Genomic DNA, 13257 nt, shown 5'->3' on the forward strand with positions numbered 1-13257 from the left:
TATGTAATAAAGAAGGATTGATTTTTGCAATTTATCATTTGTTTTGGGGAACATTCTTCATAACGAAAAAACTTTTTTACAGAAAGGAACTACGAACGCACATGAAACTTGGTGCCCGCATCTTAAAAACGGGAATTGCCATTACACTTTCATTGTTATTAGGTGAATTTCTAAGTTTACCATCTCCAATATTTGCGGCAATTGCGGCAGTTTTTGCAATTCAACCGTCTATTTACAGATCTTATTTAACAATATTGGAGCAAATACAGGCGAATGTGATTGGAGCTGCTTCTGCAGTTTGTTTTGGACTTATTTTTGGTACCCATCCCATCATTATTGGTTTTACCGCTGTTGTTGTCATTGCAGTCAACTTAAAATTACGTATTAATAATACAATTGGGCTTGCGCTTGTGACAGTAATTGCAATCATGGAAAATCCAGGAGATAATTTCGTTGAATATGCACTTATACGCTTTGGTACAGTGTTACTTGGGGTATTCTCAGCATTTATTGTCAATCTTATTTTTATTCCGCCAAAGTATGAAACAAGATTGTATTATAAAATTGTAAGCACAACGGAAGAAATTATTAAATGGATTCGCATGAATCTTTATCACGCATCTGAGCACACATTGTTAAAAGAAGACATTGAAAAAATGAAAGACAATGTGGCTAAAATGAATCAAATCTTTGATTTTTACAAAGAAGAACGCACTTATTCAACCAAAAAACGTTTTGTTAAGTCACGCAAGCTCGTTTTATTTCGTCAAATGATTACCGTAACAACACGAGCTCTTACAACCTTGAAACTACTTCACCGAGTGGAAAATGATCTTCAAGTCATGCCGCAGCAATTTCAAGATTTAATCAAATCTGAAGTTGAGTGCCTGTTAATGTATCATGAGCAAGTATTATTAAAATTCATTGGGAAATTACGCGTACAGCCAACCACTACTGTACCAAACGAAGCCTGCGTTGGAAAACGAGCTTTAATCGATAAATTTATGCAGTACAAAATATACGATAATGATGAAGAGAATAAGGTTATTTATCATATCTTCCCTTTAATTTCTGTCATCATTGAGTATAGTGAAGAGTTAGAGCATCTTGATAAGCTGATTGATACGTTCCAAAACTATCACAAGGATGCTAACTCATTTGATATTAATCATCAGCGACAAGAAGATTAAAAACACCACCTATTGTTAGACAATAGGTGGTGTTTTTAAATTGTATCAAGCTGCTGAACGTTAAAGAGCTGATAGTAATGACCTTTTTTCTTAATTAACTCCTCATGAGAACCTCGTTCGACTACCCTTCCATTTTCTAAAAGTACAATTTCATCAACATGAGTAATTGTAGATAAACGATGGGCTACAATGAAAGTCGTACGGTCTTTTGCTAGTTCAGCTAATGCTTCTTGAATATAGTGCTCACTTCCCAAATCTAGAGCTGAAGTGGCTTCATCAAAAATAAGAATAGCTGGATTTTTTAAAAATACGCGCGAAATGGAAATACGCTGCTTCTGTCCCCCTGATAGCTTCATTCCCCGCTCTCCCACTTTTGTATCATATCCTTCGGGCAAATTCATAATAAAATCGTGGGCATTTGCGGCCTTTGCCGCAGCAATTACTTCTTCATCTGTCGCTCCTGGCTTTCCAAGCAGTATATTGTTTTTAACCGTGTCACTAAACAACACCGTATCCTGCAGGACGATTCCAATCTTATCTCGCAGGCTGCGTACTTTATAGGTTTTGATATCAATGTCATCAATGAGAATTTTACCCTCTGTCACATCATAAAAGCGCGGAATTAAGCTGATAAGCGTGGATTTCCCTCCTCCGCTCATTCCAACAAACGCAACGGATTTTCCTTTTTCTACATCTAAATTAATATCATGAATCACAGGTTTTTCTTCTTCTTCATAAGCAAATGAAACGTGCTCAAACTGCACCTTTCCATGAAGCTCAGTACATTCTTTTGCATCTTTCTTGTCTGTAATATCGTATTCTTCATCAATGAACTCAAACACCCGGTCCATAGATGCAACAGACTGCGTGAGCGTAGTCGATGAATTGACCAAGCGGCGAAGCGGATTATACAAGCGGTCAATATAGGCCACAAATGCTACCATCGTTCCTACGCTAAGACTTTCTGTGATGACTTGATATCCAGCAAATGTAATCACGATTAAAGGTGCCAAATCGGTAATGGTATTCACTACTGCAAATGTTTTTGCATTCCAATTCGTATGATTGATTGCTTTTTGTAGAAAATTTGAATTTTGCTTATCAAATTGCTTCTGTTCATGAGGCTCAATAGCAAAGCTGCGAATAACAGAGATCCCTTGAACCCTTTCATGTAAATGCCCCTGCACTTCCGCTAAAGCCTGCGAACGGACTCTTGTTAAATGGCGAAGACGACTGTAAAAATATTTTACAGAGAACGCATAAACCGGCAGCAAAATAATCGACACCAGTGTTAAAGGTACATTCATCGTAAACATAATCACAATGGCTATTACAATCGTCATCATATCAAGCCATACGTTCATTAAACCTGTGATAACAAAGTTTTTTGTTTGCTCTACATCATTAATGACTCGTGAAATCACTTCACCCGCTCGCGTATTTGCATAATAACGTAAGCTAAGCTTTTGAATATGGCTAAACAGCTGATCCCGTATATCATATAGTACTTTGCTCGATACCCACTGAGCATAATACTGCCTGTAATATTCAATGGGAGGTCTTAACACTAAAAATACAACAAACGAAATCCCCATAATCGTCACCATTTTATGAACTTTTTCAGAGGAGGACATGCCATGTCCATTTACGATATCGTCCAAAACATATTTTAAAAGCAGCGGAATCAATAAAGGAATAGCAAATTTAATAATACCAATTAATACAGTGCCGACAATTTGCCATTTGTATGGCTGTACAAACTTCATGTAGCGTCTTATACTTCCCATAAAATCTCCCCTTTCTATCTATGAGGGCAAGCTTTCTTAGTATATGTACACGCGTCGATTTTTTAGTGCTTTTATCTCTTCTAAAAGATGGTGAGCATAACGCCAAAAAGAACATTATATCAAACAGTCAGCTTTAGACGGCCTAACATAATGTTCTCTAAATCATTCATCAAGAATGCCGATATGTTAAAAAACGCTCATACCAAATGTCAATGAAATCTGGAGCAAACGGGCCTTTTCGCTGTCGAATCCAACCTTTTAACTCCTCGACGTGATTATGTAAAATACGGTCAATCACTTCTGGATAATTCATTTCTTTTCGATGCTTCTCATATTCATCTTCATCAAGAAGGGAGTATGTCATATCTGGATAGACTTTGATATCTAAATCATAATCAATATATTTGAGCGCTTCATTGTCATCATAAATGAACGGCGAACTGATATTGCAGTAATAATAGATTCCATCTTCACGGATCATACCAATGACGTTAAACCACTGCTGAGCATGAAAATAACAAATTGCAGGCTCTCTTGTGACCCATGTTCGTCCATCTGATTCTGTAACGACCGTACGATCATTTCCTCCAATCACTAAGTTATTGGTTGCTTTTAATACGGTTGTCCGATCCCATACGCGATGAATATGTCCATTATGCTTGTAGCTGTGTATTTGAATTGTTTCTCCTTCCACCGGAATTCCCATCTCCAATACCTACTTTCATTTTAGCACTTAAAAAAATTCATATAACGTCTCCATTTGTCTTATGTTTATTATAACGGTTTCTCTCTCATTTTAACACAAATGTGCTAACCTTCTTGAGTTCAAAAAAGTCACTCCCCCTACTTTTCCTTTGCTTGGCAGCCTTAAAAAAGAGAGGAAGTGACACATCAATGTTCATTAAGCAAGTGTAGAGCAAGCCCCTTCACTTTTATATGTACGAATAATATCTTCGGTTTGTGCTTCAAACGTCAATTGAATCTCTTTTAATTTTAGTTTCATTTCACTAATTTCATCTTGCACAGAATGAAGTTTTGCTTCTTCATGAAGTTTTATTAGTTCACCTTCGATTTCCTGACAGCGCTCAATCTCAGACTGCAAAAACAGAAGTTGATCCATGGTCTCCAATTGTTGAGTCACTAGCTGATCAAATTTTTTCATACGATAGCTCCTCCCTATTTGCTTTAACCATACACGCGGCACTTCTGTTAACATTCTGTTTAGGTGAGACAGATTCCTTTGACGAGTTGTGTAAAGTTTCAAGAAGTTTTGTCATACTTTGTTGCTTTTTATATAAGAAAAAGCGAACTTAACATCGCCGTATGAAAGACGTTAAGTTCGCTTTTGGTATTAACCTTGGTATTTACCAGAGTTTTGGTTTTTCTTTGCTTCAGCTTGTGCGTTTTGTTGTCTCACTTCTTGAGCACTTGTTTCGCTAGCAAATTCAGTACCGAAGTTGTTTTTAGATGCTTGAGCATTTTGGCTTTTGTTTGCCGCTGCTTGAGCATTTTGTTGTTTCACTTCTTGTACATTTGTTTCGCTACCAAATTCAGTACCGAAGTTGTTTTTAGATGCTTGAGCATTTTGTTGTTTCACGTGTTGTGTGCTTGTACCAGATGCTGTTTTGTTTGTTTGTTTTGCCATTGTAATCACCTCCACGAAAATTAATATGCCCGGGAGGTAAATAGGGTATGCAAACTTTTTTCAATATTTTAAGGCGCGAGCACAAAACACATTTACCTTACATTAAAAGTGAACGCCCTCCGTCAATAATAAGCGTTTGACCGCAAATCATATTTGCTTGATCGGACACTAAGAACATAACTGCATCTACCATGTCTTTTGGCTCCACCATACGACCAGCTGGAGTATGCTTGCGTGCATCATCTAGAAGCTCATCGCGATTTGGGAAATGTTTTAATGCCTCTGTATCCACAGCCCCTCCAGATACAGCATTTACCACAATATTCTTTGGAGCCAGCTCCACTGCTAAATAGCGGGTCAACGCTTCTACAGCAGCTTTTGACACGCCTACTGTTGTATAATTTTCTAAGTAGCGAATAGACCCAAGCGAACTGATGGTAACAATCTTTCCTCCGCCTACTTTTTCCATACGTTTAGCCGCTTCTTGTGCACAGAATAAATATCCTTTGCTGTTAATATCCATTGTCCAGTTCCAGTGAGTTTCTTCCAATTCCATAATAGGACGTAGAACTCCTGACGCTGCATTACTTACAAATACGTCTAAGCGACCGAATACTTCATCAATTTGCTCAAACATTTCTTTAATTTTTTCTACTTTTCCTACGTTTGCTTTAACAACTAATGCTTCTCTGCCTAGTGCTTTGATTTCTTCTGCTACTTCCTGCGCTGCACTTTTGCTTCGTGCATAGTTTAATACAATATCGTATCCTTCTTTAGCCAGACGTAAGGCAATTTCTTTACCAATACCTCTGCTGCTTCCCGTAACTAGTGCTACCTTTTGTGACATGATGTCATCTCCCTTATGTATCGTATTATCTTTACATTGTACTGATTTTATCGCATAAGAAACAAGTAATATAGGGAAAATAGATAAAACTTGATGAAATGAACGAGGTGAATAGAATGTATGTAGGTAGAGACATGACGGCTCTTTCAATGATTTCTAAAAGCGAGTGGAAAGACAGCGAGCTTGCGTTTTTTCATCACTCTTTACAGCAAATGACGCCGTATTTAAATGCTGAAGGACAAGGTATTCATCAGCAAATTATTAAAGAAATTGAAGCACGGGGCGGGCTACAGCGCCACGAAGCAGATTACACACACGGCACGCATGTATCATATGATTGAATAAAAAGAAGCGCGGAGTTTATCCACGCTTCTTTTATTTAACAAGTAAATATTCTTTTAAGATTTTTTGATGGGAAACAGGAAATGCATATTGTTCTAAATCTTTTTCAGAAACCACTTTCAAATTTTTTAATGCACTGATATCACTTGCAAGCTCTGCTTCATATACTGTGATGTTCCAGACAATATGAGAAAACACGTGCTGAATTGTGGTAAACGGCGCATGAATTTTAATATCGGCTCCGTACTCATTTTGAATAAATGCCTGAAGCTGCTGATGATCTGGCGCTATACTAAGATCGACTTCTATATTTGGAAATTCCCATAGGTTAGCTAAAAGTCCTTTGCTTGGACGTTTATGAATCAGATAATTTCCGTCCTCGTCTCTAATCACCGCTGCAGCAAGCTGAAGAGCACGCGGCGCTTTTTTCTTTGATTTGACAGGAAGCTCATTCTGCACTCCTTCTGCAAACGCGCGGCAGTGTTCGCGAACTGGACATAACAAACAGGAAGGAGAAGTTGGCGTACAGACAATGGCACCAAGTTCCATCATGCCTTGATTGAAATAGGAAGGATTATCTTTTGAAATAATTTCATGCACAATATCTTCAAACAGCTTTCTTGTTTTCGGTTTTGCAATATCATCCCAAACGGATAAAATGCGCGATAGCACACGCATGACATTTCCATCTACAGCAGGCTGCGGCACTCCGTATGCAATACTTAAAATGGCTCCTGTTGTATAAGGGCCTACTCCTTTTAGTTTAGAGATTTCTGCTGGCGTATTTGGAACTTCTCCCCCGTATTGTTCGTGAACTTCTCGAACGGCGGTTTGTAAATTACGGGCACGGGAATAATAGCCTAATCCTTCCCACGCTTTTAACACATCATCTTCATTCGCATAAGCTAAATCTTTAATAGTGGGAAATTTGCTAATAAAATTATTAAAATACGGAATGACCGTATCTACTCTCGTTTGTTGAAGCATAATTTCAGATACCCACACTTTATAAGGGTCCTGATCTTGACGCCAAGGTAGAATGCGCTGTTCCTGCTCAAACCAAGAGATTAAGTCATCTTGAAATGCTCGAATATCGAAATTTTGTACAATATCTTTACTTTGTTTCACGTCATAGCCTCCGAGGTATTAACTATACATATACAATGTGTTGCTTTTTGAATCTTAGTAACTTTATGATAACCTTATAACAACTACAAATATGAATAGTAAAATGAATTGTTCAAATAATGAATAAAAACAGCTAATTTGCTGCGTTAGTAATAAAGCGAGATTTTTCGCCCTAAATCCAGCTTCCATGCTGAATTAGGATAATCTAAGATTGTCATTTTACAAAGGAGGAGTTCGCTCTGGATACTGGTACACACATTGCAATGGGAATCGCTTTAGGCGGCCTTGCAACATTAGACCCCACTGTATCTGCGAATACAGCCACAATGGATGCTGTAATGATTGGCGTAATGGCCGGGTCATTAGCACCTGATTTAGACACTGTTTTAAAGTTGCGAAACAATGCACAGTATATCCGCAATCACCGTGGAATTACACATTCTATTCCGGCTGTTATTTTATGGCCTTTGCTTATCGTGCTCATTCTTTCGCTTCTGCTGCCAGGAGCTAACTTGCTGCATCTCTGGATGTGGACCTTTGCAGGCGTCATTATTCACGTTTTTGTTGATATCTTTAACGCTTATGGCACGCAAGCTTTACGGCCTTTCACAAATAAATGGATTGCGCTTGGCGTAATCAACACGTTTGATTACGTGATTTTCTCAGCTCACGTACTTGCGATTTTAATCTGGTTTATTGGAGCAGAACCAGGACCAACATTTATTACGCTGTATGTGTTATTGGCATTTTACTATGGATTGCGCTTTTATATGCGCCACCAAATTGCCAAGAGGCTTCGAAAACAGTTTCCTGATGTTATCAAGCTCAATATCTCTCCTACGCTGCGTTTCACTCACTGGCACTTAGCTGTGACGACCGAAAAGTATTTTCATGTAGGAAGAGCAATTGGAGAAGAAATTTTTATTTATGATACGTTTGATAAAGTTCCTATTCCCGAATCAGCCGTAATTGAAGTAGCGAAAAAAGATGAAAATTTATCTGCTTTTCTTTCATTTTCACCTATTTATAGATGGGAACTGGATGAATATAACGACCACATTGAAGTGCGCTTTATTGATTTACGCTACCGCAGCAAGGACTACTATCCATTTGTAGCCGTAGTTCAGCTTGATTACGATTTAAATATCATTTGTTCGTACACAGGTTGGATTTTCAGTGAGAAAAAATTGCGTAAAAAGCTTGATTATCTCCCACACTAATCATAACAAGAACAAATATGAAACCCAAAAACGAACCGTCTGCTCAAGACGGTTCGTTTTTATTTAATGTTTTAAATAGTCATCGTTATTTAATAAATGCTGATATTTAGGGTTTTTAACCGCGATTTCATGAAGTTTGTCTCCGTAGCTGTTGATATACATCGTAACAACCTTTTCCGTCGCTTCTTTACCTTTATAATCATATCCGGCTTTTGCGTAAGATGACTCAAAATCTTCCCAGAAAAGCTCGACCCACGTACGTGCTTGAGCATATGAGAGCGAACTGTTTTTATTTAAGAGCTGATTCGTTAATCTTTCAAATATATCGTTCATAAGAACACCTCGATTACCAAAATTCTTTATGAGTATGTTTGCACTTTTAACTTACACTATAAATGTGGAGTTATTCACTCCCTCATGTACTATATCATAACCGCAACGCTTTCTGTTGTAAAAGGAGAGGTATCGATGCGCAATAAAGCAAAAGATTTTACAAACCAACATCATACTAAGCTTGAAGGCGAACCTCGAGCAAAAGCTGAGTACGCTTCAAAACGTGCAAATGGAACTATTAACACGCATCCTCAAGAACGTATGCATGCTTCTAATGAGCGCGAAGAATAACCGCTTGCTTTACGTTTAAAAATAGAGTGAATATAGAAATCAAACAAGCAGCACACTTCGTGCTGCTTGTTCATCCCTTTATTTTTTCAACATAGAAATAGGCAGTGCCTCTTCGTTTTGCGGTGAGCCAAGCCTAAATCCCCACGCAAAAACTCCGTTCATATAATCAATTTTAAAATATGAACCCGGATCTCCTTGAATTTCATATACTTCCCCTGCTTTAAACGTTTCGGGATCCAATAAATATGACCTAGCCATTGTTACTTTTCTTTCTAATACTGCATACTCATTGACCATGCCAAGCTGTTCAGCTTTTCGTGCTTTTTCTTGAAGAGACCCAATTTCTTGTTGAAGTTCATACGTCGTCATATCGCTGTAACGTTTTTCAGACATGCTGTTTTCCCCCTTGTTTGCTTTCATTTTATTATAACAAAAGGTATAACTAAAGGGAGACTATGAAAAGGGAGTTTTGGGAATGAAAACAGTGCTAATCACGGGCGGTGCGACGGGTCTTGGAAAAGAACTCGCTAAATTTTACGCAAAAGACTACAACGTCATTCTGGCTGGACGCAATCACCATAAATTAAAAGAGGCGCAGCATGAGCTAGGAGACAACGTATATACGATGTCTGTAGATATTACAAAATATGAAGAAGTAGGAAAATCTGTAGAAAAACTGCTGATGAACCATTCAGTAGATATCCTTATCAACAATGCAGGCATTGGACATTTTGGCCCTTTGACCGATTATACAAAACAAGCCATTGATGAAGTCATCGATACAAATGTAAAAGGAACTATTTTTTTAACACAAGCGCTTATGCCTCATCTCTTGACGAGACCTGAACCTAAAGTTATGAATATCATTTCAACTGCAGGACTTCGCGGGAAAGCTAATGAAAGCGTCTATGTAGCAAGTAAGTTTGGCGTAAGGGGATTTACAGAAAGTTTAAAAGTGGAGTATCAAGATACCAACCTTCATGTGATTGCAGCTTACATGGGAGGCATGAATACTCCTTTTTGGGATCATAACAATCACATTAAAGATAAAAGCCGATTGCGCTCGGCTTCCGAAATTGCTGAGATTATTTATAAACAGCAGAATGACTTGGAAGATATTTTGTTTTAAAAAGATTGAAACATAACTGCATCAATCTAATCTAAAGATAAACACATTGTATAAATGATCTTATAGGAATTGCTTATGACACGGCGGTTGATTTCCGTGCAGGACTTCGCTTTCCGCAGGGGTCTTCGTCTTGCCCTCCAATCATCAACCGCTAGAAGCAGCTAAATACATGAAGTTTACGTTTACCATCACAATAAAAAATCCGAACGAGTTGGATTCTCCATCAAGAATCTCGATTCATCGTTCGGATTTCTCTTCAACTAACATACTTTTGTCCCGCCTTTATTCCTCTTCAATGGAATCTAGAAATGATTGAATTTGGTCAATAGAGAATCCTTTTCTATAAAGAGCCTGCTTCATTTTTTGCTGATATTCCCAGCCTTCATACTTTGAAAAACGACGATGAGCTTTCATTCCTTGGTATTGCAGAGCTTCCCATGCCTCATCGCTTTCTTTTTCTGTATTGGTGCGCTGAAATGCTTCTTGAATAATAGAAAATGAATAGCCCTTCACTGCCAATGCTTGTTCCATTTTTTGTTTCATCATTACTTGAGATAATTTTTTATATTTCCCTTTTAACTTTTCAATTAATTTCACAGCAGTTTGAATTTGCTGTTCTTCGGGGTATTCACATAAACTAAGGGTAATAATGGAATCAGAAATTCCCTTTTCTTTTAATTCTCTTTGAATCACATTTGGTCCTTTTGATGTCGTGTTCATTTGAGTTAACACGAATGCTTTTGCAAACTCTTCATCATTTAAATAACGGTGGCTGACTAATTTCTGAATAACTTGTTGAATAATAGTAGAGTTAATTTCTTTTTTCTTTAAATAATCATGTACCTCTTTTTCAGAGCGCATTCGATAAGATAAGTAAGTGATTGCTAAATTATAAGCTTTTTTCTCATCATCTGCGTACTGAATTTCCGTTAATTCAAATTCATCAAGCTCACGACCTTTTTTCAAGTCATATTTGATGAGGACATTTTCGTCAACACCAAAGCCAAACTCTTCACCTTTACCATAATCTAAATACACATTATAACGTTCACCGCTATTCTTTTGCGTTGTGATTTTTGTGACAACAGGCATACACCTTCACCTCATATTTCTTATTAAATTAATGGCTGAAGAACCGCCAAACGTATCATACACATTTTTATTTATCTCAACAAAGGAGGAAGTTCGTATGAAAATTGTTATTGCTGGAGGAACTGGATTCGTAGGTAAAGCTTTAACAAAACATTTTTTAACACAAAAACATTATGTATATATTTTAACACGCAATGCAGATAAAGCTGCAAGAGATCCGAAACTTAAATATGTAGAGTGGATGCAAGAAAACAGCCAACCTGAAGAGCATGTAGAAGAAGCAGACGTTTTTATCAATTTAGCTGGCGTTTCACTTAACAGCGGCCGCTGGACGGACGAGCGCAAAAAAGCCATTGTGGAAAGTCGCCTTTCTTCTACTCAAGAAATCCTTCGTATTATGGCTGCCTTACCCGAAAAACCGTCCCTGTATGTAAATGCAAGTGCGGTTGGTTATTACGGGACATCGACTACAGAAACGTTCACAGAAGCTTCTCCATCCATCGGCACAGACTTTTTAGCTGAAACGGTAAAAAAGTGGGAAAATGAAGCGCTAAAAGCGACGGAACTCAATATTCGTACTGTTTTAACAAGGTTCGGCGTTATATTAGGCAAAGATGGCGGGGCACTCCCTTCTACCGCCCTTCCTTATAAATTATTTGCAGGAGGGACAGTTGGTTCGGGAGAGCAGTGGATGTCTTGGGTGCATCTTCAAGACGTCGTCAACATTATTGATTATTGTATTCATACCGAACAAATAGAAGGACCTGTTAATGTAACTGCCCCAAATCCTGTTCAAATGAAAGAGTTTGGAAAGACGATTGGAAAAGTGTTAAATCGTCCTCACTGGATGCCCGTACCTAGCTTTGGCCTTCAGCTGCTGATGGGAGAAATGAGTATGATTATTTTGAAAGGACAGCGTGTTTTACCTGAAAAATTGATTCAACAGAATTACATTTTTACATATACTGTATTAGAAGATGCATTGCGAGATTTACTCTAGTTATTTTCTGATATTTACCTAAAACAGGTGACTAAGCTGCCGATAGATAGGAGCATCCTTTATGAAAACCATTCTCTTGAAAAATGCAACGCTCTATCCTATTACGTCAAAACCTATTTATAATAATGATGTGCTCATTCAAGATGGAAAAATTGTTTTGATTGGGTCAAACTTGCAGCCTCCTCTTCAAGTAGAAGTCATTGACTGCAAACAGCGCTATTTATTCCCTGGATTTATTGATGTTCATACACATCTAGGACTATATGATGAAGGAACCGGCTGGGCCGGAAATGATGCTAACGAAACAATCGAGCCTATGACTCCCCATATCCGAGCTTTTGACAGCGTACATCCTTTAGATCCTGGGTTTAAAGATGCCATTGAAGCGGGTATTACGTCTGTACACATTATGCCTGGAAGTGCAAATGTGATCGGAGGCACAACATCCGTTATTAAAACAGCCGGAACAAGTATTTCTCAAATGTTGATTCAAGAGACAGCTGGACTTAAGATTGCGCTAGGAGAAAATCCAAAACGAATCCACAGCCATGGCAATAAAGAATCCATTACACGAATGGGTATTATGGGGATGCTGAGAGAAGCCTTTTATCATGCAAAAAGCAGTGACAATAAAGATGATTTGCGAATTAAACCACTCATTCAAGCGCTGAATAGAGAGATTCCCGTTCGAATTCATGCTCACCGAGCCGATGATATTCTATCAGCTCTGCGCTTAGCAGATGAATTTAATTTAGACGTTCGTATTGAACACTGTACAGAAGGTCACTTAATTGCTAAAGAGCTAGGTGGAAGAAACTTAAAAGTAAGCGTGGGACCAACTTTAACACGGCGCTCAAAGGTTGAACTGAAGAATAAAACGTGGAAAACCTATCAAGCTCTCTGCAATGAAGGAGTAGAAGTTTCCATTACAACAGACCACCCTTATACGCCCATTCAGTACTTAAATATTTGTGCATCCATTGCCGTACGTGAAGGGCTCGAAGAACAAAAAGCATTAGAAGGCATCACGATTGCTGCTGCTCGAAATCTTCGTATTGATCAGCGAATCGGCAGTATCGAAGCAGGAAAAGACGCTGATTTGGTGCTATGGAGCCATCATCCTTTTCACTACTTAGCAAAGCCTATTTTCACCATGATAAATGGTAAAATATTATTTAAAAAAAATTAACATTTTACCTATTTTCTTTTTTAATTTTTTTTAGTATGATACGTTTAGAAGCATGTGAATTTCA

The 13257-nt window shown here is 38.0% G+C and carries 16 protein-coding genes; 7 read left to right on the forward strand and 9 right to left on the reverse strand.

The genetic code is table 11. The annotated features are described in order from the left end of the window. Window positions 1-101: 101 nt before the first annotated feature. On the forward strand, window positions 102-1190 hold the full coding sequence (locus ACFX4W_RS07120; protein ID WP_013081550.1) for an FUSC family protein: 1089 nt from the start codon (window positions 102-104) through the stop codon (window positions 1188-1190). A gap of 35 nt (window positions 1191-1225) precedes the next feature. Here ACFX4W_RS07120 and ACFX4W_RS07125 read toward each other — a convergent pair whose 3' ends face one another. The 5 genes from ACFX4W_RS07125 to fabL form a co-directional block, all read right to left on the reverse strand. After that, window positions 1226-2977: an ABC transporter ATP-binding protein gene (locus tag ACFX4W_RS07125; protein WP_043977879.1), complete on the reverse strand. Its 1752-nt coding sequence runs from the start codon at window positions 2975-2977 to the stop codon at window positions 1226-1228. Between the two features lie 169 nt (window positions 2978-3146). Then, window positions 3147-3683 (reverse strand): nucleoside tri-diphosphate phosphatase, encoded by a 537-nt coding sequence (gene ntdP / locus ACFX4W_RS07130; RefSeq protein ID WP_043977877.1) that lies wholly within the window; start codon window positions 3681-3683, stop codon window positions 3147-3149. Window positions 3684-3878: 195 nt separating this feature from the next. Continuing rightward, on the reverse strand, window positions 3879-4139 hold the full coding sequence (locus ACFX4W_RS07135; RefSeq protein ID WP_013081548.1) for a YgaB family protein: 261 nt from the start codon (window positions 4137-4139) through the stop codon (window positions 3879-3881). Window positions 4140-4328: 189 nt separating this feature from the next. Next, window positions 4329-4622, reverse strand: a complete 294-nt coding sequence (locus ACFX4W_RS07140; protein ID WP_013081547.1) for a gamma-type small acid-soluble spore protein — start codon at window positions 4620-4622, stop codon at window positions 4329-4331. A 97-nt stretch (window positions 4623-4719) separates the two neighbouring features. Then, complete coding sequence (gene fabL, locus ACFX4W_RS07145) at window positions 4720-5469, reverse strand: enoyl-[acyl-carrier-protein] reductase FabL (RefSeq protein ID WP_013055160.1); 750 nt, start codon at window positions 5467-5469, stop codon at window positions 4720-4722. 116 nt (window positions 5470-5585) lie between these two features. On the opposite strand from fabL, the gene ACFX4W_RS07150 reads away from it, so the two are divergent. Then, the gene (locus ACFX4W_RS07150) at window positions 5586-5810 is read left to right on the forward strand and encodes a hypothetical protein (RefSeq protein WP_043977874.1); all 225 of its coding nucleotides are present in this window, start codon (window positions 5586-5588) and stop codon (window positions 5808-5810) included. 34 nt (window positions 5811-5844) lie between these two features. Here ACFX4W_RS07150 and mutY read toward each other — a convergent pair whose 3' ends face one another. Then, on the reverse strand, window positions 5845-6939 hold the full coding sequence (gene mutY / locus ACFX4W_RS07155; protein ID WP_043977872.1) for an A/G-specific adenine glycosylase: 1095 nt from the start codon (window positions 6937-6939) through the stop codon (window positions 5845-5847). A gap of 239 nt (window positions 6940-7178) precedes the next feature. Between mutY and ACFX4W_RS07160 the strand changes: the two genes are divergently transcribed. Further along, window positions 7179-8159, forward strand: coding sequence for a metal-dependent hydrolase (locus ACFX4W_RS07160; RefSeq protein ID WP_080781581.1), 981 nt, complete (start codon window positions 7179-7181; stop codon window positions 8157-8159). Between the two features lie 63 nt (window positions 8160-8222). Here the strand turns inward: ACFX4W_RS07160 and ACFX4W_RS07165 are convergent, their stop codons facing one another. Next, window positions 8223-8492: a YfhJ family protein gene (locus ACFX4W_RS07165; RefSeq protein WP_013055156.1), complete on the reverse strand. Its 270-nt coding sequence runs from the start codon at window positions 8490-8492 to the stop codon at window positions 8223-8225. A 135-nt stretch (window positions 8493-8627) separates the two neighbouring features. Here ACFX4W_RS07165 and ACFX4W_RS07170 point away from each other — a divergent pair, with 135 nt between their 5' ends. Further along, window positions 8628-8783 carry a small, acid-soluble spore protein K gene (locus ACFX4W_RS07170; RefSeq protein ID WP_016762865.1) on the forward strand — a complete coding sequence of 52 codons (156 nt, stop codon included), beginning with the start codon at window positions 8628-8630 and terminating at the stop codon, window positions 8781-8783. Window positions 8784-8861: 78 nt separating this feature from the next. Here ACFX4W_RS07170 and ACFX4W_RS07175 read toward each other — a convergent pair whose 3' ends face one another. Then, window positions 8862-9176, reverse strand: a complete 315-nt coding sequence (locus tag ACFX4W_RS07175) for a YfhH family protein (RefSeq protein ID WP_013055154.1) — start codon at window positions 9174-9176, stop codon at window positions 8862-8864. An 82-nt stretch (window positions 9177-9258) separates the two neighbouring features. On the opposite strand from ACFX4W_RS07175, the gene ACFX4W_RS07180 reads away from it, so the two are divergent. After that, complete coding sequence (locus ACFX4W_RS07180; RefSeq protein WP_043977869.1) at window positions 9259-9912, forward strand: SDR family NAD(P)-dependent oxidoreductase; 654 nt, start codon at window positions 9259-9261, stop codon at window positions 9910-9912. Between the two features lie 282 nt (window positions 9913-10194). On the opposite strand, the gene recX is transcribed toward ACFX4W_RS07180, so the two are convergent. Continuing rightward, on the reverse strand, window positions 10195-11004 hold the full coding sequence (gene recX / locus ACFX4W_RS07185; RefSeq protein ID WP_028410123.1) for a recombination regulator RecX: 810 nt from the start codon (window positions 11002-11004) through the stop codon (window positions 10195-10197). A gap of 97 nt (window positions 11005-11101) precedes the next feature. On the opposite strand from recX, the gene ACFX4W_RS07190 reads away from it, so the two are divergent. After that, window positions 11102-12004, forward strand: a complete 903-nt coding sequence (locus tag ACFX4W_RS07190; RefSeq protein ID WP_043977868.1) for a TIGR01777 family oxidoreductase — start codon at window positions 11102-11104, stop codon at window positions 12002-12004. A 61-nt stretch (window positions 12005-12065) separates the two neighbouring features. Further along, the gene (locus tag ACFX4W_RS07195) at window positions 12066-13193 is read left to right on the forward strand and encodes an amidohydrolase (protein ID WP_043977865.1); all 1128 of its coding nucleotides are present in this window, start codon (window positions 12066-12068) and stop codon (window positions 13191-13193) included. Window positions 13194-13257 lie beyond the last annotated feature (64 nt).

This window comes from Priestia sp. YIM B13489, assembly GCF_042787645.1.
Classification (GTDB): domain Bacteria; phylum Bacillota; class Bacilli; order Bacillales; family Bacillaceae_H; genus Priestia; species Priestia megaterium.